Below are 21,753 nucleotides of genomic sequence, written 5' to 3' on the forward strand. Positions count from 1 at the left end.
AAAATGTATAATATATCCAAACTTCTTTAAAATATTGTTTTTATTTTTTAAAAAGAAGTTAGAATAAAAAGGAAAGGATAAGTTTCTTTTGAAATAAAGAAATGAATGAAGGATGAAAAAATTACTTATAGTTTCGCTATTTTTAGCTAGCATTAATTTAATTTATGCAGAAAATGAGAATGTCGATAATAATAAACTTTCATTGGAAAGATCATATCAAAATACTGGAAATACAGCAGCGCAGACTGTTCAAAAAAGATCAGGATTCTGGGATTTTTATGAAAAGCAGCAGGCAAAACTTTTGAAGGAAAAAGATAAGGAGTTATTCGATAATCTTAGTACAAAAACTAGATCTCAAGATGATTTTTACAAATATGTAAATGAAAATTGGGATGAGAAGACGCAGATTCCGAGTACGAAGCCGGCTTGGGGATCATTTTATGAACTTAATGAAAAAAATCAGGATTTTTTACGTAATTTGATAAAGGAATTAAAAAATAAGAAGACTTCGCTGACTGCGGATGAAAAAAAGGTATTGACACTTTATGACAGTTATTCTGATATGAAAAAAAGAAATGAAGAAGGATTATCGCCTATTCAAAAGGATTTGGAAAAAATAAACGGGATTCAAAATATTGAGGATTTAAAAAAATACAATGTAGAAGTTACAAAATATGGAAGTTCTGAATTTTATGGATGGGGGATAGGCACTGATCTTAACAATTCTAAAAATAATGCGGTATATTTAGGAAGTGCAGGGATTGGATTGTCAAGAGATTATTACCAGAAGGATACTAAGGAAAATAGGGCAATATTGGAGGAATATACAAAATATGTCAGTGACATGTTGAAATATTTGGGAGAAGATAATACTCTTGAAAGAGCTAAAAAGATAGTTGCTTTTGAAAAGGGGATTGCAAATACTTTAATGACTAATGAAGAACGTCACGATGTTAAAAAGTATAATAATCCAGTAAAAGTAAGTGATTTAGCTACATTGTCTAAGAATGTAGACTTGGCTCAATATTTGAAACAGTTAAATGTGAAAACGGATAAAGTAATAATAACAGAGTTGAACTATTATAAAAATTTGGATAATTTTGTAAATGATGAGAATATTGACATAATTAAAGATTATATGAGATATAATTTAATTAGTTCTGCGGCAGGAGTTTTGAATGATGAGCTTGATGCTAGAAGTTTTGAATTTTTTGGAAAATATTTGAATGGACAAAAGGAAAGGGAAACGCTTGAAAAGAGAGCATTGAACTTTACAGATGGAAGTCTTGGGGAAATAATTGGAAAGATTTATATTCAAAGAAATTTCTCACCTGAAGCGAAGAAAAATGCCAAAGAAATGGTTGATTACATCAAGAAGGCAATGAAAAACAGAATTGAAAAACTGGATTGGATGAGTGCTGCAACTAAGAAAAAAGCTCTTGAAAAACTGGCAAAAATTAATGTTAAAATAGGATATCCTGACAAATGGAAAGATTACAGCAAAATGACAATTTCAAGCAGTGATTCGTTGTATGATCAATTAAAGGGAATTAGTGAATGGGCTTATAACGAAGAGCTTAAAAAAGTAGGAAAGCCGGTAGATAAGACAGAATGGTACATGTCACCTCATACAATAAATGCCTATTATTCTCCAACAAGCAATGAGATTGTATTCCCAGCAGGAATTTTGCAGTATCCATTTTATGACTATAATAAATTAGAAGTGGCAAGTAACTTTGGAGCAATAGGGACAGTTATTGGGCATGAACTTACTCATGCATTTGATGTGTCTGGTGCTGAATATGATGGCGATGGAAATGTTAAGAACTGGTGGACTGCTGAAGATAAGGCAAAATTTGATTTGGCTACAAAAAAACTGGAAAATCAATTTTCAAAATATACAGTTGGAGATGGAGTTCATGTTAATGGAAAATATACATTAACAGAAAATATTGCAGATCTTGGGGGATTAAACGTTGCTTATGATGCATTGCAATTATATTTGAAGGATCATCCAAATTCCTCAAAAGCCTACCCAGATACGGTAAATAAATTATTCTTTTTAAGTTTTGCAAGAATGTGGCGACAAAAATCTACTCCAGAATATTTAAAGAATCTGGCAAAAACAGATTCACATTCACCAAATATATTCCGTGTAAACGGAACTTTGGAAAATATTGACGCATTCCATAAAGTATTTGAAACAAAACCAGGGGATAAAATGTACAAGGCTCCTGAAGATAGAATAAAAATCTGGTAAATTAGCAGTTAAGTTTTTTTAGTTTTGGAAATAAAAAAACAAATAGTTGAATTATAAAATTTTAAGATAATCGTTGCTGTAAAAGGGAGCGATTATTTTTTATTTTTCAAACAGGATTTAGCATAAATTCTTCAATTTTAAAAATATTGAAAATCAAAAAATAATAAAAGGAAAAATATCTAGTTTTATGATATAATATTTATGGATAATAAAAAAGATTTCATAAATAAAAAATGAACTAAAATTTTAGGAAATGGAGGGAACAAAAAGTGAAAAGAAAAACTATTAAAAATACAGTTGAAATTTCAGGAATTGGGCTTCATAAGGGCGAAAAGATAAAAATGGTATTAAGACCTGTAAGTCAGGAAACTGGGATTGTTTTTAAAAGATTGGATGTTAATGATAAAAATAATGTTATAAAAGTTGCTCATGAAAATTTGTTTGATTTGGAAAGAGGAACTAATATTCAAAATGAGGATGGAGTGAGACTTCATACGATCGAGCATTTTATGTCGGCACTTTCAGTTTGCGGGATTACTGATATTTTTGTGGAAATTGAAGGGAATGAAATGCCGATTTTGGATGGAAGTTCAATTCAGTTTGTGGAAAAAATTGAAAGTGCGGGGATTTTAGAATTGGATGAGGAAATAGAGCCTGTTGTGATTAAGGAGCCTGTTATTTTTTCAGATGAGAAGGCTGGGAAATATGTGATGGCATTGCCTTATGATGGATTTAAAATATCTTATACGATTGATTTTAATCATAGTTTTTTAAAATCACAGTATTATGAGCTGGAAGTAAATTTGGAAAATTATGTGGAAAATATTGCAAAATGTAGAACTTTTGCCTTTGATTATGAAATTGATTTTCTTAAAAAGAATAATCTGGCACTGGGAGGAAGTTTGGAAAATGCTGTGGTAGTTGGAGCTGATGGGCCTTTAAATCCAGAAGGATTGAGATACCTTGATGAATTTGTCAGACATAAAATTCTTGATATAATTGGAGATTTATATGTTTTGGGAACTCCAATAAAAGCTCATATTATTGCGATAAAGGCTGGGCATTTTATAAATTCGCAATTAACTGGAATGATTGCAAAAAAATATTTGTAAAAAATATAAAAAACACTTGTAATTTGTAAAAAAATCAAATATAATGTAAGTATAAAATTTTAAATTTTATTGAAAAGATTGAAATTAAACTAGATTTGATTTTGAGTAAAAAATGAAAATAAATAAAAATATAAATTCAGGAGGAATAAAAAATATGGCAGCAAATGAAACAATTATGAATGTAGAGGATATTATGAAAATATTGCCGCATAGATACCCATTTTTATTGGTAGATAGAGTTATAGAAAAAAATGGAACAGATAGTTTGGTAGCAATTAAGAATTTGACAATGAATGAAGAATTTTTTCAAGGACATTTTCCTGGGAAGCCTGTTATGCCAGGAGTTTTGCAAATGGAAGCACTTGCACAAGCAGTTGGGCTGCTTATGCTAGAACCTGGGAAAATACCTTTATTTATGTCAATTGATAAATGTAAGTTCAGAAAACCTGTTGTGCCTGGGGATCAGTTAAGACTTGAAGTGGAAAAATTAAGTGTAAGAAGAAATATTATTGTAGCAAAAGGGAAATGTTTAGTTGATGGAGCTGTTGTAAGTGAAGGTGAATTAAAATTTGCTGTAACAGATATGTAAAGACAAATAAAAAATGAAGAGGTATTAATTTATGAGTTCAAAGAATATACATCCAACGGCAATTGTTGATCCAAATGCTAAACTTGGAGAAAATGTAAAAATAGGGGCTTACTCGATTATAGGTCCGGAAGTTACAATTGGTAACGGGACAGTTGTAGAATCACATGTTGTAATTGAGGGTGAAACAATTATTGGTGAAAATAATTATATTTTTTCTTTTGCATCAATTGGGAAGGATCCGCAGGATTTGAAATTCGCAGGAGAAAAAACTAGGGTTGTTATTGGAAATAATAATAAAATTCGTGAATTTGTTACAATTCATCGGGGAACTACTGATAAATATGAAACAAGAGTTGGAAATAATACGCTTGTAATGGCTTATGTTCATATTGCTCACGATTGTATAATTGGAGATAACTGTGTATTGGCAAATGCTGCGACTTTTGCAGGACATGTGGAAGTGGAAGATTATGCGGTGGTAGGTGGACTTACTGCTGTGCATCAGTTTACAAGAGTTGGGCGGCATGCGATGATAGGTGGATGTTCGGCTGTAAATCAGGATGTTGTTCCTTATATGCTGTCTGAAGGTAATAAAGCAAGAGCTGTATATATAAATATTGTAGGACTTCAACGTAGAGATTTTTCAGATGAGCAGATAAAAAGATTGAGAGAGCTGTATAAAATTATATTTAAGAAAAAATTGAAACTGGAAGAAGCTCTTCAGACAGTTGAGCGTGAGTATGGACAATATGAGGAAGCTCAAAATCTTATTAATTTTATACGAAAAAGTAAAAGAGGTATTACAAGATAAAGTATAGAACTTTGAGATAGTATACTTGAACTCTAAAAAAACATTAGAATTTAAATAAACAGAATTAAATATTGGATTTGAGTAAATAGTCGTAGCTTTAGAGTTCGGTTTTAAAGTGATTTTACTATACAATTAAAAAATTGAATATTAAAATTTGTATATAAAGATTTAAAATATAAAATTTCTCAAAATAATCTATGTTTTATTTTGAGTTAATTTTTTAATGTAAATATTTTTTTAGAGAAAAAATAAAAAGGAAAAAATAAAAAATGACGATGGAAAAAGTAGGTCTAATTGCTGGAAATGGAAAATTGCCGGAATTATTTTTGAATCAATGCATTTTAAAGGGTATTGAGCCATTTTCAGTTTATCTGTTTGAAAGTGTGGAAGATAGTGTAAAGGAGCATAAAAATTCTGTAAAATATAGTGTAGCGCAAGTTGGGAAAATAATTTCATATTTTAAGAAAAATGGAATAACTCAGTTAATAATGCTTGGGAAAGTTGAAAAAAATCTGATTTTTTCAAATTTAAAATTTGATTTGACAGCGACAAAAATATTACTATCTACAAAAAATAAAAAAGATAAAAATATTTTAAAGGCGATAATTAATTATATCGAATCTGAAAATATTAAAGTTTTACCTCAAAATTACTTGCTAGATGAATATATTGCCAGAAATGAAGTTTATACGAAAACTTCTCCAAACAAAAATGAGGAAAAAACGATAGAAATCGGTATAGAAGCTGCACGAATGCTGACTGACATTGATGCAGGGCAGACAGTTGTTGTGAAAGATGAATCGGTTATTGCGCTGGAAGGTGTGGAAGGGACTGATAAGACGATTTTACGTGGTGGGGAACTGGCTGGAAAAAATTGCATTGTTGTGAAAATGGCAAGACGAAATCAGGATTATCGGATAGATATTCCAACGATCGGGCTGGAAACAATTAAGAAAGTAGCAGAGATAAATGGTCGTGGAATTGTGATAGAGGCTGACAAAATGTTGTTTATCGATAAAGAGGAAGTTATTAAATTTGCAAATAAAAATAAAATTTTTATAAAGGGAATTAAAATTTAAAGTTTAAATAGGAAATTTTAAATCCTTTTCAAAATAAAAAAATGTAAAAGGCTAAAAAAATGAAAAATAATTATGATACAGCAGATTCAAAAAAAAAGAAAAAAATTTTTATTTCCTGTGGTGAAATGTCAGGAGATTTGCATGCTTCGTACATTGTGGAGGAAATGAGAAAAAAAGATGAAAATATTGAATTTTTTGGTGTAGTTGGAGATAAGTCGATAAAGGCTGGGGTTAAGGCTGTAAATCATATTAAGAATAATGATGTTATGGGATTTGTAGAGGCTTTGAAAAAGTATAGGTATTTCACGAAAAAGGCACATGAATATTTGCAGTTTATTAGGGAAAATGAAGTAGAAACTGTTATATTCGTTGATTTTGGAGGATTTAACCTGAAATTTTTTGAATTGCTGAAAAAGAAAATTTTGAAAAAAGAACTGCAAAATTTGAGAATGATTTATTATATTCCGCCTAAAGTCTGGGCTTGGGGAAAAGGAAGAATAAAAAAATTGCGAAAGTTTGATGATGTTATTGTAATTTTTCCGTTTGAGAAGAGATATTATGATGAGAGTCTGAAAAAGGATGAGTCAAAAGGGCTGAAAGTGGAATATTTTGGGAATCCGTTTGTTGATAAATATGATTTTTCTGATAAATTGGGAGAAAAAATATTGTTGTTGCCTGGAAGCAGAAGGCAGGAAATTGAGAAATTTTTGCCAGTAATTGTAGAACTGGTTAGAAATAAAAAAGTTAAGAATGAAAAGTTTTTAATGAAATTGGCAAGTGAAGAGCATAAAAAATATATTCGTGAATTTGAAGAAAAATATAAAATTGATGTTTTAAAAATTCCAAATTTAGAAATAACTTTTGATGAAATAAAAAATATTCGGAAGGATTGTAAATATGCAATAGCAACTTCAGGAACAGTGACGTTTGAAATTTCGCTTATGGGTCTGCCTGTAATAGTAGTTTACAAGACTTCGGCAATTAATGCCTTTATTGCACGGCATATAGTAAAAATAAAATATATAACTCTAACTAATTTGAATGCTGATAAGGAAATTTTTAAGGAATTGCTGCAGGAGGATTTTTCTGTGGAAAAATTGCTTGAAGAAATGGAAATTATGGAAAAGAATAAAAAAAATACTATTTTAGAGTTAAAAAAGGAAAGAGAAAAATTGGGTAATTTTGGAGTTTTGGAAAAGATTGCCAATTATTTGTTAAAAAAATAAAAATTGACTTTATAAAAAGGAAAAAATATGGAAAAAAAACGTGAAGAACTGTTAAAGGGTTCTATCTTGAAATTATTTGTAAAATATTTCATACCGACACTTATTGGATCTGCGGCAGTTGTTCTTTACAACATTGTTGATAGATTCTTTGTTGGGAAAATTAGTGAAAAGGCGCTTGCAGGTGCGGGAATTGCCTTTTATATTGTTATGTTGATTATTGCTTTTTCAATGTTCATCGGAGTTGGAGCTGGAACAATTATTTCGATTAGGCTTGGACAGGGGAAAAAAGGAGAAGCAAAAAAAATATTGGGAAATGCTGTAACATTATTTGCAATTTTAGGACTTTTATTGTATGCATTTTTAATATTGAATATTGACACAGTTTTACGGTATTCTGGTGCTAACAATGAAACGTTGCCTTATGCAAGGGCTTATCTTGAAATAATATTACTGGCGATTTTACCGTTATTTTATTCATTTGGGCTTTCAAATGTATTAAATGCGGCTGGAGCGCCACGAGTTGCGATGTTTTCAATGTTAATTGGAGCGGTTGTAAATATTATTTTAGATTATGTGGCTGTAATGATTATGCATACTGGAATTGAAGGGACTGCTTATGCGACTTTAATTGGGAATGTGTTATCTGCGATATTTGTATTGTGGTTTTTAATCGCTGGAAAACTACCGTTTAAAATTGATATGTTTGGATTTAAATTAGAAGAGGAAAGCGTTATTACAATAAGATTTTCAAAATTAAAATTAGATCCAAAAATAGTAAAGGATATTTTTTCAATTGGAATGTCGCCGTTTTTACTGCAAGCTGCAAGTTCAGGAGTTGGACTTGTAACAAATAAAATTGTAGATATTTACGGTGGAACTTACGGTGTGGCAGTTATGACAATTATAAATTCTTATTTGCCAATTATGACAATGAGTGTTTATGCAGTTTCTCAAGCTGTTCAGCCAATAATTGGATTTAATTATGGTGCAAAAAATTTTACAAGGGTCAAAAAATCTTTAATGACTGCTATAGGTGCAGGAGCTGTATTATCTTTTGCATTTTGGGTAATTGTAATGCTTTTACCAAAACAATTGATTTTATTTTTTAATGAAAAGAGTACGCCTGAAGCTTTAAAGGAAGGAATAAAAGCTATTAGAATTTATTTTTCACTTGTAATAATTTCATCTTTTGGAATAACTGTGCCAAATTATTTTCAGGCGACTGGACGTTCAAAATACTCGGTTACAATGAATTTAATGCGGCAAGTTGTTATATTTCTAGCAGTTGTCATAGTTTTTTCAAATATATGGAAACTGGATGGTGTATGGCTTGCACAGCCATTTACGGATTTTCTGTTCTTTTTGATACTTCTAGTATTTTTATACAGAGAAAAAAGATTTTTTGACAAAATGACTGAAAATCAAAGTCATTTACTGGAATCTAAAAATATAGAAGCTGCAGAGCATGAAAAAATAGATAAAAATAATAAATAACTTATTAAAAAAAGAGGAATAAAAAATGATTACAATTTTATTAATGGTACTTTCATATATTTTAGGAAGTGTGCCAAATGCGCTTTGGATAGGGAAGGTATTTAAAGGAATAGATGTCCGTGAGCACGGAAGTAAAAATACAGGATCTACAAATGCTGCACGTGTTTTAGGGGCAAAATTAGGAATTTTGACATTAATCTTGGATATTTCTAAAGGATTAGTCCCGACATTAATTGCAATTTTGCTAAAAGTGGATTTTTTTGAAAATTTGACAAAAATTGAAAATCTTGATTATGTGCTGGTTGGAATTTGTGCGATTTTAGGACATGTATTTTCTATTTTTATGAATTTTAAAGGTGGAAAAGCTGTTGCGACAACGCTTGGAGTATTTTTAGTTTTAGTTCCAAAGGCTATATTGTTTGCAGCAATTGTATTTTTTGTGGTTTTTGCTATTTTTAGATATGTTTCGCTTTCTTCAATTTTTGCAGCTGTATCGCTTCCTATTTTTACATATTTTTTGTACCAGCAAATAATATATGTTATTTTAGGAATTTTAATAGCAATTTTAATTATTGTAAAGCATAAGAGCAATATTGAAAGATTAAAAAATGGGACAGAATCTAAGTTTAGCTTGAAAAGTAAAAAGTAACGAATTTATAAAAATATAATTGTAAATGAAAATTTAAATTCTTTAGGATATTTATATATCGTGAAAGGAAGGGATAATGATGAAAAATATATTGGTTATTGGTGGTGGAAGCTGGGGAACCTGCCTTTCAAAACTGTTAGTGGAAAATGGACATAAAGTATATTTGTGGGAGCATAATGAAGAGGTTAGAAAAGTTATTCGTGACACAAAGGAAAATCCTAAATTTTTGCCAAATATAAAATTGCCTGACAGCCTTAATGTTGTGGATGATTATGGAGAAATATTAAAAAATCCTGAAAAATATGGGAAAATTGATATTTTATTATTAGCAACTCCAACGCAATTTTTAAGAAATATTTTAAAAAGATTGAAAAATTTCTTAAATTATAATATAATACTGGTGAATGTTGCAAAAGGTTTAGAAATTGCTACAAAAAAAAGAATCTCTGAAATTGTGGCTGAAGAACTGGAAAATAAGGAATATAGCTATGTTTTACTAGCTGGACCGACACATGCCGAAGAAGTGGCGCAAAAATTGCCATCTGCGATACTTTCTGTATCTAAAAATGAAGAAGCGGCAAAAATCGTGCAGACTACATTTAGCAATCTTTATTTCAGAGTTTATACGGGAACGGATCTTATGGGAGCTGAACTTGCAGGGGCATTAAAGAACTGTCTTGCAATTGCAGCAGGAATTGCCGATGGAATGGGGTATGGAGATAATACAAAGGCTGCCCTTATAACTCGTGGAATTAATGAAATGTTTGAAATTGCAAAATTTTATAATGCAAATCCAAAAACATTTATGGGATTGTCGGGACTTGGAGATATTATTGTAACTTGTACAAGCAAGCATAGTAGAAATAGATATGTTGGGGAAAAGCTGGGGCAAGGTCAAAAAATTGAAGATATAGTTTCACACATGAATATGGTATCAGAAGGAGCAGAAACAATAAAGGCTCTTTATAAAATTATAAAGGAAAATAACTTAAAGGCACCTATTTTTACAGCACTTTATGAAGTAATTTATGGTGGAAAGCCAGTTTCAGAACTGGAATCTACATTTATGAGCAGAGATCTGAAGTCAGAATTTTTAAATTAAGAAATATATAAAAAATAAAACTGGAGTGAGGTAATGGAAGATAACAACTTAAACTTAATGTCGTTATATCTAAGTGATATTCAAAAATTTGATTTACTCTCAAGAGAAGAAGAATATGAACTGTTAAAACGAATTAGGGAAGATAATGACGAACAGGCAAGACAATTACTGATTTTATCAAATTTAAGACTGGTAATAAGTACAGCTAAAAAATCTCTTGGGAACGGATTGCCTCTAATTGATTTAATTAGCGAAGGGAATATTGGATTGATAAAGGCTATAAATAAATTTGACTATGAAAAAGGGCATAGATTTAGCACGTATGCAGTATGGTGGATAAAACAGTCAATTAAAAAGGCAATTATCAATATCGGAAGGGATATTAGAATACCGTCTTATAAGTATGAGCAATTATCAAAAGTAAATAAAGTCATAAAGGATTATACTGCCATTCACGGTGAAGCTCCATCAACAGAATATATTGCAAAAAAAGTTGATTTGAAGGAAAGCAAGGTTATATTGCTTTTAGGTGAATTTCAGGATATAATGTCATTAAATGAAACAATAGGCGATAATATTTATCTGGAGGATATTATTGGGAAAAATGATGATGTTGAGGATAAAATAATAAAGGAAGATCAGCTTGTTGAAATGAAGGAATTACTTGAAAAAGTTTTAAATGAGCGGGAAAGACTGATCCTTGAATATCGTTACGGATTGTATGACAATAAAATCCATACATTAAAGGAAATTGGCGAGCAGATGGGGATTACACGTGAAAGAGTTAGACAAATCGAGAAAAAGGCTATAACAAAATTAAAGGAACATTTGGAAGAATACAAGGATATATTATAAAGAAGAGGTGAATGTATGTTACATATAATTGTAGATAGAAAATCGTTATTGAGGGCTATGACCATAGTTGAAAATGCAGTAACTGAAAACAAAGTAAAAGAAGTTCTTTCTGGAATTTATATTGAAACTCAAGGTGAAAAGGCAATTTTGCGAGGAACAGATTTGGAACTTTCTATAAATACAGAAATAGAAGCGCAAGTGGAAGAAGATGGAAGAATTGTCATAAAGCATAAATTGATTGAAGAGTTTTTAAAACAAATTTCTGATGATAAAATAACTTTAATTGAAGAAAGTGGTAAGCTGGTAATTCAGGCAAGTTCGACAAATACAGAATTTTCTTTATATAATGTAGAAAATTTTCCACTTCAGTCAAAACTTGAAAATGGGGTTGAATATGTATTTGAAAAAGGGGAATTGTTAAATAAAATTGAAAATGTGAAAATATCAGCTTCTCCAAATCCAGAAAATCTTGCTGTAAACTGTATTAGAGTGGAAATCGAGGAAAATAAATTAAAACTTATTTCATCTGATACATATAGATTGACATATATTGAAGAAGATTTGGAAGAGTCACAAAGAAATAAGGAAAATCTTAGCTTGAGCATTCCATTAAAGACAATTGATGGATTAATAAAGATTATGAAGTTAATAGATGAGGAAAAGATTGTAGTAAAATCAGATGGCTCAAAAGTATTTTTCAAATTTTCAAATGTGGAAATATTAACTCGTACGATTGATTTACAATTTCCAGATTATAAATCAATTTTGAATAATTCACAGCATAATAAAAAAATATTATTGAATACAAAGGATTTTCTGTCAGTGTTAAAAAGAACTGCCATATTTGTCAGAGATAATAAGGAATCTAAAAATGGTGGAATATTTAATTTCTCAAATAATAAGCTGCTGCTTACAGGAACGAGTGAAAATGCGCAGATAAAAGAGGAAATTGTAACGATTCAAGAAGGTGAAGATTTAAAAATTTCATTAAATGTTAAATTTTTACTTGATTATATTTCTACAATTAAAGGAAAAGTTACGGTGTTGGAGCTGCTAAACAATAAAAGTTCTGTAATTGTAAAGGATGAAGATAATGATAAATCGCTTTATTTCACAATGCCATTGGCACTTAGAGAAAGTTAATTAAGTTTAAAAAGCAGAAAAAATTTAAATTGATTAGAAACAGTTAAATGGCTTATATTTTTGTTTTTAAAAGAAAGTATACAGTCAGAATAATAGAAAGGAGAATATGCAATGCCTATAAAAATACCAAATAACTTACCGGCTGTAGATATTTTAGCAAAGGAGAACATCTTTGTAATGGATGAAAGAAGGGCATTGTCACAAGATATTCGTCCTCTAAAATTTATAATAATAAATCTTATGCCTACAAAAATTGAAACAGAAACACAGTTGTTAAGACTTTTAAGCAATACTCCGCTTCAAATTGAAGTAACTTTCTTAAAAATGGCATCTTATGTGTCTAAAAATATCTCTAAGGAGCACATGTCGAATTTTTATAAGACCTTCAATGACATAAAGAATGATTATTTTGACGGGCTTATAATAACTGGAGCACCTGTGGAAAATATTCCTTTTGAAGAGGTTATTTATTGGAAGGAATTAACAAAAGTTATGGAGTGGAGTAAAACTCACGTTTATTCTACAATGTATATTTGCTGGGGAGCACAGGCAGCGCTTTATTATCATTATGGAATAAAGAAGTATCCTTTAAAGGAAAAACTTTTTGGAATTTATCCTTTAAAAATTGATATTTGCCATACAATGTTATTACGTGGTTTTGATGAAGTGTTTAATATGCCGCAATCACGGCATACAGAAGTACATGCAGAAGATATAGAAAAAATTCCTGATCTGGAAATTATTGCCAATTCTAAAGAAGCTGGAGTGAGTATCGTACGTAGCCGAGATAAACGTAATATTTTTATTATGGGACATTTGGAATACGATAGGATGACATTGGCAAAAGAGTATGAAAGAGATGTAAAATTAGGAAAAAGTATAAAAGTTCCTTATAATTATTATCCAAATGACGATACAAGCAAAGAGCCGCTTTTTGTTTGGCGAGCTCATGCGAATTTATTGTTTTCAAATTGGATAAATCATCATGTTTATCAAGGAACTCCTTATGATTTGACAACATTGGGAAAAGTTCCTAATTTTCAAATTTAGTTTTAAAATAGTTATATTCTTTAAGAAATATTAGTAAAAAATTTTTGAAAACGGGAATAGATTATTTATAGAAAATAATAAAAATAAAAAGCTGTCGAGCAATATTTGTTTAAAAAAATAAATTATGCAAGACAGTTTTTTTTATAAAATTATTAATTAAAAGTAAAATATTTATTGAGTGTAAATAGATATATTTTCAAGCAGAGGAGAATTCATTATGTCAAATGGCATAACCCATCCGCCGCCGTTGGAATCTAGATCTACTTCACGGCCAACCCTTTCTCCTGCTTTTTTAAATACTAAATATACAAATTGCGAGCAGTAAAGCCTCTTGTCAAAATCCTTGGTAAATGTTAATCCATAAGGCTTAGTTATAGTTTCATCAATTTCTTTGAATAATGCGGATTTAAATTTATCATCTATTCCTTTTAGTCTAAAAATAGCAACTTTTCTATTAATATTTTCCCAGGCATATATAGGACTTTCGCTGTAGCCGGCAGAATATGTTGGAAATTCAATTATTTTTTTGTGTTCATTAAGAACAGCAGCATGTCCCCACATTGAACGTAAAGTCGGCTTTTTTGATAAAATAAGAATATCTCCTGGCTGAAGTTTATCGGCATTTGAGATAACTTCATGCGTAGTGTACCAGAAATACTTATCTTCCGGTTTGGTTTTACATATAAGTGAAAGTGTCAGGATTAAAAAGAGCATCAGTCTTTTTATATTTCCCTTTAAATAAATATTCATAATGGATTGTTCCTTTCTAATTATTGGTTTAATATTCAAACTTATGTATATTATATAAAAAAGACACAAATTAGTCCAGCATATTTTTTAATAAAAAAAATTTTAAATATAATTTATTTAATGTAATAAAAGAATTAATTTTTTTTAAAAGAAATGTAAAAAATTACTTGTATTTTTTCTAAGTTTATGATTTAATTAAAGTAGGGAAGTTAAATAAAATTATAATATTTTTAAAATAGGAGGAATGGATGCAAACTAATCCGGCTTTAGCTGAACGGAAGCAAAGAATTGATTCCAACATGTCTAAAATTAAGCATAAAATAGTAGTGATGAGCGGAAAAGGTGGAGTTGGGAAAACAACTACGTCTGTTAATTTAGCCTATGGATTATCGTTGCGGGGATACAAAGTTGGTATTCTTGATGCAGATTTGCATGGGCCTAATATTCCAATTATGTTTGGAAAAGAAGGAGTAAAACTTTCAAAAATTTCTGAACCGCTGGAAATAACAGAAAATCTTCATATATCGTCATTAAGTTTTTTTGTTCCTGATAATTCGCCAGTTGTATGGAAGGGACCGCAAAAAATTACAGCAATAATGGAAATGCTGGAAGGAATTAAATGGGGAGAGATTGACTATTTAATAGTTGACCTGCCGCCTGGAACTGGTGATGAAACATTAGGTATTGCTCAGAATATAGGAACTGATTCAAAGGCAATTATTGTGACAACACCGCAAAAGGTTTCTTTGCTGGATTCTACAAGATCAATAAATTTTGCCAAATTGATTAACTTGAATGTGCTCGGTGTAATCGAAAATATGAGTGGTTTTATTTGCCCTGACTGTCAAAAAGAAGTTAATATTTTTAAAAAAGGTGGCGCTGAAAAAATGGCCCAGGAGAAAAAAACTGACTTTCTAGGATCAATACCATTAGATGGAAATATTGTGGAGTCTAGCGATAACGGATTACCATTTATTTCAAATGATTCTTTAGCATCAAGAAGAATGAATGATATAATTGCTAAAGTAATTGAAAAAACAGAAAACGAAAATAAGTAAGACAAAAAATGTGAAAGGAGAGGTATTTTAAATGTATCGCGATTGTAATATGTTTATTATACAATAGAAAAATGAAAGTATTAGTATTTAACAAGAATGAAAAAACTAGAATGGTAGTGGGACAGTTATTAAAGGAATTAAGTTTTAATGTTATATTGGCAGAAAATGAAGAACAAATGCTAGATGCCCTAAAGACAGAGACTCTCGATATTTCTTTTTTAGATATTAACTCAATTGAAGATTTTCCGTTGTCAATAGAAAAAATAACAAGATATAAAAAACAAAGCTATATTCTAATGGCAATTGAACAAGATGACAGATATGCGAAAACCGAAGCTCTATTGAAGGGAATAGATGACTATGTATACAATGATTTTAGATTGGAAGAGCTTTCAGCCAAATTTAGAGCAATAGTGAGAATTTTGAATAAACGGCTTACTGAAGATGAAATGGGAATTTTGACAGCCTATGATTTAACATTAAATCCTGCAAATAGGGAAGTTAAACGTGATGGAAAAGAAATAGAATTAACAAATAAAGAATTTTTATTATTGGAATATTTCTTGAGAAATAAAAACAGAGTTCTTACTAGAACAATGATTTCAGAAAAAATTTGGGATATAGATTTTGTTTCAGAAAGTAATATTGTAGATGTGTATGTTAATTTCTTGAGATCGAAGATAGATAAAGGACATGACCAAAAGATTATAAAAACTGTAAGAAGTGTTGGATATATCATAAAAGAGTAGATTTCTTTAAAAAAATAGAAATAGTGAATATTTTAATTAATTTATTAAACTGTTCATAATTGTAATAATAACAAATTCATAAAAAATATAAATTTTTATTGATTTTATAAAAATAATGTGATAAAATATATTCAAATAACAGATTAGGAGTGATAAAAATGTTTAAACAAATAGAATTACCTTACGGATTTGATGCATTGGAGCCAAGCATTGATACAAAAACAATGGAAATTCATTATGGAAAGCACCATGCAGCTTATACTAATAATTTGAATAGCACATTAAAAGACAATGCACCACAATTTTTGGAAAAATCAATAGAAGAAATTTTAACAAATTTAGATGCATTGCCAGAAAATATACGTGGGGCTGTTAGAAATAACGGTGGAGGTTTTTATAACCACAATTTATATTTTGAAGTAATGGGACCTAACGCAGGTGGAGAACCAAAAGGTGAATTAGCTGAAAAAATAAATGAAGCATTTGGAAGTTTTGACAAATTTAAAGAAGAATTTTCAAAAGCGGCTGCAACTAGATTTGGTTCAGGATGGGCTTGGCTTGTTGTAAACAAAGATGGAAAATTGAAAGTAACTTCAACAGCAAATCAAGATAATCCATTAATGCCAGGTGTAACACCTTGTGGATGTTCAGAAGGAACTCCAATTTTAGGAATAGACGTATGGGAACATGCATATTACTTGAATTATCAAAATAGACGTCCAGATTATATTACAGCTTTCTTTAACGTTATAAACTGGGATGCAGTATCTAAAAAATATGAAGCTGCAAAATAAGTTAAAATAAATTTATAAATTTAGATTGAATTGGAGTCGTTATTTATAATAATTCTAATTCAATCTTTTTTATTTTGATTGAAAAAATATTTGTTTATAAAAGTTGACTGAAATGATATAATTTGCTATACTTATAGAGTAATATTGTTATTTCTCGTTTAAATAATAAGTTTGTAATAAGTATTGCTTACTGGCTATTTTTTATGAGATTTATCACAGATTACTTTAAAATCGAATTCCTGAAATATAACATTTAGTTTAAATTTTGTTTTGAAGGATTTGCAAATAATAAAATATAAAATAAAATTTCAAATGGGAGGAAATGACTATGGAAAAAGTTACAAAAGATATGAATATAATGGAAGCTGTGGAAAAATATCCGATTATTGCGCAAGTATTGATGAGATATGGGCTTGGATGTGTTGGATGTATTATTTCGAGTGCGGAAACTTTAGGTGAAGGGATTGCTGTTCATGGGTTAAATCCAGATATAATTATTGAAGAAGTAAATATGATTCTTGAAAAACAGGAAGGATAATATGAAATTAGTTTAAAAATAAAAATAGGTAGCTTTTTGAGATTTTCATTCAAGTTACCTATTTTTTGATGAATTTATATTATTAACACAAAACCATAAATAATATTTGTTAATAATATGATTCCTACTAGAAATCTATTGATAAATTTGAAAATGTTTTGACTTCCGAATGTGAAAGCTAATGCCAGATTTAAAATAGAATATATTAGAAGTGTTACTGAAAAATTTTTCAAAATAAAAATTTTTTGAGTTTTCAGCAACATTAAAACTGGCGGTAGCAAATAACGGAATGAACTAAAGAAAGCATATAAAAATATAGTCAAAACTTCAAATAAAAGTATAGATACAGTTATTCTCTCTGCAAACTGTACTCGCTTTCCGCTCAGGAATAAAATTGAAACAAGCGAGTAAATACGTACAAAAAGTAATAATAATGTTAAAAAAGTAAAAGTATTAATCATGTCTTATCTATTCTCCATATATATTTAATAAACCTTATATATTTTATCATATCTGGAACAAATTCTCAAGTAAAATAAAAATCCCAATAAGTTTTACTATAATAAATTTTCTTCTCTTGCCATTTTCTCAAGTTCTCTTATCCTGTCGTCAGTAGACGGATGTGTACTAAATAAATTTTTTAGATTTCCAAGGTTTGAAAATGGATTTACGATAAACATATGTGCTGTTGCCGGATCTTCTCTGTTCATTGGAATACTGTGACTGTAACTTTCCAATTTTTGGAGTGCATTACGTAAATATAAGGGATTTCCTGAAAATTCAGCTCCAGCTCTGTCTGCCATGTATTCTCTTTTTCTTGAAATAGACATTTGAATTATAGAAGCGGCTATTGGGGCTAAAAGTGATACTAGCATTGCAGTGGCGACGTTGTTTCGTCTTCTTTCACCATTTCTATTGTCTCCGCTTGATACATAAGGTAAAAATCTTGCAATATTTGCAATTGCTCCAGCAAATGTAGCGGCAATTGTACTAATTAAAATATCCCGATGTTTTATATGTCCAAGTTCATGTGCCATTACTCCGGCCAGTTCGTTATCATCCATCATTTCAAGCAGTCCAGCAGTACATGCAACCGCTGCATTATTTGGATTTCTTCCAGTTGCAAAGGCATTTGGCTGTCGCTCTGGAATTATGTAAACTTTTGGCATAGGTAAATCGGCATTTTTTGCCAATCTTTGTATCAGATGATATAATCTTGGATTATTTTGGGAATTGACTTCTTGACCATTATAAGCCTTAATAACCATTTTATCACTAAACCAGTAACTGTAAAAACTCATTCCACCAGCAATTATAAGCCCAATTAATGCCCCTTGCTGATTTCCCAATGCGCCGCCAATTGCTACAAACAGGAAAACTAATCCAAACATCAAAAGACCTGTTTTCATAGTATTTATAAACATAGGTATCTCTTCCTTTCTTTTATTTTTTTATTAGATTCGTTCAGTAGTTATATAATTTTAATTAAATAATAAGTTATAAATTATAAGTTTTTGAACAAGTTTATTATATTATAAAAAAGTGTATTTTTCAATAAATAATTTAAGTTTTATTATTTTTTGGCATAATAGGATTATTGAAAAGTTACTCTAATTATCTCATTAAAAAAACAGAAATCATATTTTATATTATTTTTTAACAAGAGAGCCTGATTTTTTGCAAAAAATCTATAATTAATTTATTATTTAAGTAAAAAATTGTACAAAAGAAAGCAAACTTAAAAATTTTAAATATCAGGAAAAAAAGATTGAAAATATAATTAAAATATAGTATAATAAAAATATATTAATATTTAATTAAATAATATATAAAAAAGGTAAAATTGAGGTGATGAAAATGGGGAATGAAAGTGCAAATATGGAAAATATGTATGAAGGGAAAAATATTGGAATTATACTGGATAAGAAAAATCTGGATAATTTTGTAATTCGAGAATTTGTGCTGAATGAAAACATTAATGAACATCAGAAGCTGGAAATACAACTGGAAATGGATGAAGAGCAAAGGAAGAATCTGGAAAGAATTATTGAAAAGGAAAATGTTGAAATTGAAATTGAACTTTCAGGGTTGGATCAGAATGTCAGAAGGAAGATTTTTTGTGGAATAGTTGATTATTTTGAAATATTAGATTATGGAAGTTATGGGTGCAGGATTTTAATGAAGGCATTTTCCAAAAGTATAATTTTTGATAGGAAAAATGAGAAGAAATATAGAGTTTTTCAAGACACGAGTCTTATGTTTTCAGATATAATTAATGAGATTAATAAAGATTATGCTGATAAAAAGCTGGAAATAAAATATTCTGATATTGCGAAAAAGCAGATTGGCAGTCTTGTTGTGCAGTTTGATGAAACAGATTGGGAGTTTTTAGTAAGGCTTGCTAGTCAGTTGAAAACTGGGCTGTTTGTAGTTGAGCAGGGGATAATATTGTTTGGAATGGTGGAAATGGGGGAAGTTAAGAAGGAAAATAAATATTTTTCAGATTATTCGCTTGTGAGGGATTATAAAAATTTATATTATAAAGTGCAGTCAAATAAAGTAATAAATCTAGGAGACACTGTTTCTATTTCTGAAAATACTGAGAAGAACAAAGCTGAAGAAAATGGAAAGAATAGTGAAGATTTTAATGGGAGCAAGGGAAGTTTTTCTGTATTGAAGACTAAAATATTTTTAAAGGACTTCATTCTGAAAAGTGAATTTTTGGCAACAAATATGGGCAGTTATCATATATTTAAAAAATATAATAAAAAAATTAGAGGATGTAGAATTGAGGCTAATGTTGAGCGAGTATTTGAAGATGGTGGAATTGCAAAAATGGAAGTGAAATTTTCAGAGGGGCTAAAAAGAATTGTTCAGGAAAGAAATAATTCTGAAAGTAATGACAGGGCTTATGATGATTATGGATTGAAAAGATTTCCATTAAGTTATCAGACTTTTTATTCGCAGACAAATACAGGATTTTTCTGTACTCCAGAAGTAAATGACACTGTTGAGGTTTATTTTCCAAACGAAGATGAACGATTTGCAAAAGTGTCGTGGGCAATTAATAACAAAGGAAATGGAAGATTTAGCGATTATACGAAAAGGAATTTTCAGGTAAATCAGAGCGATTTTAATTTTAACTTGAATTTAAATGCTTTTGAAGTTAAGACAGCTGAAAAATATAGTGTAGAATCACCTAATATAGTTGAAAATGCGGATAATTTTGTAAATAAGGCAACTCAAAATTTGGTGGTGGCATCAGATAATTATTTGGGGATAGAGTCGATTGGGGATGCTGACTTTTATGCTTCTAAAATAAATATTATTGGGAAAGAAAAGGAAATAACGGTGGAATCGTTGAGTTCAGATGTGAGAATTAAAGGGAAGAAAGTTCATAGTAATTAAGTATAATATTATTTTAAATCTGTTTAAAGTCGAACTATTAAAAATTATATAAATTTATGGTTTTAATAAAATAGTCATAATTTTTTGAGTTTGTTTTAAGACAATTTTATTGTAAAGAGACTTAAAAATACAGGAAAGTAGCAGAAACAGTCTAAAGCCTGCTCTTTTTTCCTGTATTTAAAAAACTTAATTTTAGATAGTGGAGTAATTATGAATTTTTTACATGGAGTTGAGATTCCTGTGTTAGCAAATAATATGAAATATATTTTCTGATTTTTAAATGGGATTTAGCATAAGTTTAATTTATTTTTTTCTTTTATTTCTTACAAATTGTATAAAAGATATAATTTCCTGCTTTTCTGCATCCGTGTAATTTAGAGAATTAAGGATGTATTCATCTAAATCATCATCTGGAATCAGGTCAGCTTGGCGATTTAAAAAGTAGCTTGTAATTGCTCCTGTGATCATACCAAAAGTTCCCATTCCAATGAGTATTAGAAAAATAGCAATTATTCTTCCAATAAATGTATGCGGGTAGACATCGCCGTAACCGACGGTAGTTGCAGTTACAAATGCCCACCATAAGCTGTTGAAATAGGATAGCTTTTCAACATAGGAAACTATCAGGGCAGATACGATAATTCCTAGTACAGCGAAAATTAACAAATAAATAAGTCCATTTGCCCTTAAAATTTTTTTTATTTTTTTATAGAATTTTTTTATAGATAAATAAGTTTTTGTTAGTTTTAAATGCTTAAAAACTCTAGCCAAACGTCTTATTTTAAAAATCCTGAATAATCTAAAAATAGAATAATACGGGATAATTGAAATTAAGTCAGGAATATTATTTTCTATAAAATCAAGTTTATTGTCTGAATGTGTAAAGCGGATAAAATAATCGGCTGCAAAAATCAGATAAATTGATACATCAACAAATTCTAAAATTGGATTATTAAAAATACTAATATCGCCGTGTAAATCTAAAATTGTAGTAACAAAGCTGTATAATGCTAAAAAAATAAAAATAACCTGATAACTTATCCTAAATCTTTTGCTTTTATGTAAATCTTCAATTTTCTTTTTCAT

General features: G+C 29.5%; 20 protein-coding genes. 17 read left to right on the top strand and 3 right to left on the bottom strand.

Going from position 1 to position 21,753, the window contains the following annotated elements:
• The first annotated feature begins 112 nt into the window (after positions 1 to 112).
• The 12 genes from FVE74_RS04955 (at position 113) to metA (ending at position 13,370) form a co-directional block, all read left to right on the top strand.
• Positions 113 to 2,260: a M13 family metallopeptidase gene (locus tag FVE74_RS04955; protein ID WP_147003495.1), complete on the top strand. Its 2,148-nt coding sequence runs from the start codon at positions 113 to 115 to the stop codon at positions 2,258 to 2,260.
• Between the two features lie 269 nt (positions 2,261 to 2,529).
• Positions 2,530 to 3,372: a UDP-3-O-acyl-N-acetylglucosamine deacetylase gene (lpxC, locus tag FVE74_RS04960; RefSeq protein WP_147003496.1), complete on the top strand. Its 843-nt coding sequence runs from the start codon at positions 2,530 to 2,532 to the stop codon at positions 3,370 to 3,372.
• A 154-nt stretch (positions 3,373 to 3,526) separates the two neighbouring features.
• Positions 3,527 to 3,961, top strand: coding sequence for a 3-hydroxyacyl-ACP dehydratase FabZ (gene fabZ, locus FVE74_RS04965; protein WP_147003497.1), 435 nt, complete (start codon positions 3,527 to 3,529; stop codon positions 3,959 to 3,961).
• A 31-nt stretch (positions 3,962 to 3,992) separates the two neighbouring features.
• On the top strand, positions 3,993 to 4,772 hold the full coding sequence (lpxA, locus tag FVE74_RS04970; RefSeq protein ID WP_147003498.1) for an acyl-ACP--UDP-N-acetylglucosamine O-acyltransferase: 780 nt from the start codon (positions 3,993 to 3,995) through the stop codon (positions 4,770 to 4,772).
• Positions 4,773 to 5,041: 269 nt separating this feature from the next.
• Entirely contained in the window at positions 5,042 to 5,851 is an 810-nt protein-coding gene (locus FVE74_RS04975; protein ID WP_147003499.1) for an LpxI family protein, read from the top strand.
• 59 nt (positions 5,852 to 5,910) lie between these two features.
• Positions 5,911 to 7,077 (top strand): lipid-A-disaccharide synthase, encoded by a 1,167-nt coding sequence (locus FVE74_RS04980; RefSeq protein WP_147003500.1) that lies wholly within the window; start codon positions 5,911 to 5,913, stop codon positions 7,075 to 7,077.
• A gap of 27 nt (positions 7,078 to 7,104) precedes the next feature.
• Positions 7,105 to 8,571 carry an MATE family efflux transporter gene (locus FVE74_RS04985; protein ID WP_147003501.1) on the top strand — a complete coding sequence of 489 codons (1,467 nt, stop codon included), beginning with the start codon at positions 7,105 to 7,107 and terminating at the stop codon, positions 8,569 to 8,571.
• Between the two features lie 25 nt (positions 8,572 to 8,596).
• Positions 8,597 to 9,220 carry a glycerol-3-phosphate 1-O-acyltransferase PlsY gene (plsY, locus tag FVE74_RS04990; RefSeq protein ID WP_147003502.1) on the top strand — a complete coding sequence of 208 codons (624 nt, stop codon included), beginning with the start codon at positions 8,597 to 8,599 and terminating at the stop codon, positions 9,218 to 9,220.
• A gap of 79 nt (positions 9,221 to 9,299) precedes the next feature.
• The gene (locus FVE74_RS04995; protein ID WP_147003503.1) at positions 9,300 to 10,322 is read left to right on the top strand and encodes an NAD(P)H-dependent glycerol-3-phosphate dehydrogenase; all 1,023 of its coding nucleotides are present in this window, start codon (positions 9,300 to 9,302) and stop codon (positions 10,320 to 10,322) included.
• A 33-nt stretch (positions 10,323 to 10,355) separates the two neighbouring features.
• Positions 10,356 to 11,177, top strand: coding sequence for a sigma-70 family RNA polymerase sigma factor (locus tag FVE74_RS05000; RefSeq protein ID WP_147003504.1), 822 nt, complete (start codon positions 10,356 to 10,358; stop codon positions 11,175 to 11,177).
• Positions 11,178 to 11,192: 15 nt separating this feature from the next.
• On the top strand, positions 11,193 to 12,320 hold the full coding sequence (dnaN, locus tag FVE74_RS05005; protein WP_147003505.1) for a DNA polymerase III subunit beta: 1,128 nt from the start codon (positions 11,193 to 11,195) through the stop codon (positions 12,318 to 12,320).
• Between the two features lie 111 nt (positions 12,321 to 12,431).
• Positions 12,432 to 13,370, top strand: a complete 939-nt coding sequence (gene metA / locus FVE74_RS05010; RefSeq protein WP_147003506.1) for a homoserine O-acetyltransferase MetA — start codon at positions 12,432 to 12,434, stop codon at positions 13,368 to 13,370.
• Positions 13,371 to 13,541: 171 nt separating this feature from the next.
• On the opposite strand, the gene FVE74_RS05015 is transcribed toward metA, so the two are convergent.
• Positions 13,542 to 14,120, bottom strand: coding sequence for a YiiX/YebB-like N1pC/P60 family cysteine hydrolase (locus tag FVE74_RS05015; protein WP_147003507.1), 579 nt, complete (start codon positions 14,118 to 14,120; stop codon positions 13,542 to 13,544).
• Between the two features lie 248 nt (positions 14,121 to 14,368).
• Here FVE74_RS05015 and FVE74_RS05020 point away from each other — a divergent pair, with 248 nt between their 5' ends.
• The 4 genes from FVE74_RS05020 to FVE74_RS05035 all read left to right on the top strand — a co-directional run bounded on the left by FVE74_RS05020 (position 14,369) and on the right by FVE74_RS05035 (position 17,259).
• On the top strand, positions 14,369 to 15,178 hold the full coding sequence (locus tag FVE74_RS05020; RefSeq protein WP_147003508.1) for an Mrp/NBP35 family ATP-binding protein: 810 nt from the start codon (positions 14,369 to 14,371) through the stop codon (positions 15,176 to 15,178).
• Between the two features lie 71 nt (positions 15,179 to 15,249).
• Complete coding sequence (locus tag FVE74_RS05025; protein ID WP_147003509.1) at positions 15,250 to 15,927, top strand: response regulator transcription factor; 678 nt, start codon at positions 15,250 to 15,252, stop codon at positions 15,925 to 15,927.
• A 158-nt stretch (positions 15,928 to 16,085) separates the two neighbouring features.
• Positions 16,086 to 16,721, top strand: coding sequence for a superoxide dismutase (locus FVE74_RS05030; RefSeq protein WP_010126135.1), 636 nt, complete (start codon positions 16,086 to 16,088; stop codon positions 16,719 to 16,721).
• Positions 16,722 to 17,049: 328 nt separating this feature from the next.
• The gene (locus FVE74_RS05035) at positions 17,050 to 17,259 is read left to right on the top strand and encodes a DUF1858 domain-containing protein (RefSeq protein WP_018450121.1); all 210 of its coding nucleotides are present in this window, start codon (positions 17,050 to 17,052) and stop codon (positions 17,257 to 17,259) included.
• 557 nt (positions 17,260 to 17,816) lie between these two features.
• Here FVE74_RS05035 and htpX read toward each other — a convergent pair.
• A complete protein-coding gene (gene htpX, locus FVE74_RS05045) occupies positions 17,817 to 18,683 on the bottom strand; it encodes a zinc metalloprotease HtpX (protein WP_147003510.1) in 867 nt (288 codons plus the stop codon).
• A gap of 433 nt (positions 18,684 to 19,116) precedes the next feature.
• On the opposite strand from htpX, the gene FVE74_RS05050 reads away from it, so the two are divergent.
• Entirely contained in the window at positions 19,117 to 20,667 is a 1,551-nt protein-coding gene (locus FVE74_RS05050) for a contractile injection system protein, VgrG/Pvc8 family (RefSeq protein WP_147003511.1), read from the top strand.
• 303 nt (positions 20,668 to 20,970) lie between these two features.
• Here the strand turns inward: FVE74_RS05050 and FVE74_RS05055 are convergent, their stop codons facing one another.
• A complete protein-coding gene (locus FVE74_RS05055) occupies positions 20,971 to 21,753 on the bottom strand; it encodes a potassium channel family protein (RefSeq protein WP_147003512.1) in 783 nt (260 codons plus the stop codon).

The organism is Leptotrichia wadei (assembly GCF_007990445.1).
Taxonomy (GTDB): Bacteria; Fusobacteriota; Fusobacteriia; order Fusobacteriales; family Leptotrichiaceae; genus Leptotrichia; species Leptotrichia wadei_A.

Bases quoted from the DNA above. Each gene is read 5' to 3' on its own strand.
- FVE74_RS04955 (WP_147003495.1), top strand. From the start codon at position 113: ATGAAAAAATTACTTATAGTTTCGCTATTTTTAGCTAGCATTAATTTA.
- fabZ (WP_147003497.1), top strand. From the start codon at position 3,527: ATGGCAGCAAATGAAACAATTATGAATGTAGAGGATATTATGAAAATA.
- lpxA (WP_147003498.1), top strand. From the start codon at position 3,993: ATGAGTTCAAAGAATATACATCCAACGGCAATTGTTGATCCAAATGCT.
- FVE74_RS04975 (WP_147003499.1), top strand. From the start codon at position 5,042: ATGACGATGGAAAAAGTAGGTCTAATTGCTGGAAATGGAAAATTGCCG.
- FVE74_RS04980 (WP_147003500.1), top strand. From the start codon at position 5,911: ATGAAAAATAATTATGATACAGCAGATTCAAAAAAAAAGAAAAAAATT.
- FVE74_RS04985 (WP_147003501.1), top strand. From the start codon at position 7,105: ATGGAAAAAAAACGTGAAGAACTGTTAAAGGGTTCTATCTTGAAATTA.
- plsY (WP_147003502.1), top strand. From the start codon at position 8,597: ATGATTACAATTTTATTAATGGTACTTTCATATATTTTAGGAAGTGTG.
- FVE74_RS04995 (WP_147003503.1), top strand. From the start codon at position 9,300: ATGAAAAATATATTGGTTATTGGTGGTGGAAGCTGGGGAACCTGCCTT.
- FVE74_RS05000 (WP_147003504.1), top strand. From the start codon at position 10,356: ATGGAAGATAACAACTTAAACTTAATGTCGTTATATCTAAGTGATATT.
- dnaN (WP_147003505.1), top strand. From the start codon at position 11,193: ATGTTACATATAATTGTAGATAGAAAATCGTTATTGAGGGCTATGACC.
- metA (WP_147003506.1), top strand. From the start codon at position 12,432: ATGCCTATAAAAATACCAAATAACTTACCGGCTGTAGATATTTTAGCA.
- FVE74_RS05015 (WP_147003507.1), bottom strand. From the start codon at position 14,120: ATGAATATTTATTTAAAGGGAAATATAAAAAGACTGATGCTCTTTTTA.
- FVE74_RS05020 (WP_147003508.1), top strand. From the start codon at position 14,369: ATGCAAACTAATCCGGCTTTAGCTGAACGGAAGCAAAGAATTGATTCC.
- FVE74_RS05025 (WP_147003509.1), top strand. From the start codon at position 15,250: ATGAAAGTATTAGTATTTAACAAGAATGAAAAAACTAGAATGGTAGTG.
- FVE74_RS05030 (WP_010126135.1), top strand. From the start codon at position 16,086: ATGTTTAAACAAATAGAATTACCTTACGGATTTGATGCATTGGAGCCA.
- FVE74_RS05035 (WP_018450121.1), top strand. From the start codon at position 17,050: ATGGAAAAAGTTACAAAAGATATGAATATAATGGAAGCTGTGGAAAAA.
- htpX (WP_147003510.1), bottom strand. From the start codon at position 18,683: ATGTTTATAAATACTATGAAAACAGGTCTTTTGATGTTTGGATTAGTT.
- FVE74_RS05050 (WP_147003511.1), top strand. From the start codon at position 19,117: ATGGGGAATGAAAGTGCAAATATGGAAAATATGTATGAAGGGAAAAAT.
- FVE74_RS05055 (WP_147003512.1), bottom strand. From the start codon at position 21,753: ATGAAAAAGAAAATTGAAGATTTACATAAAAGCAAAAGATTTAGGATA.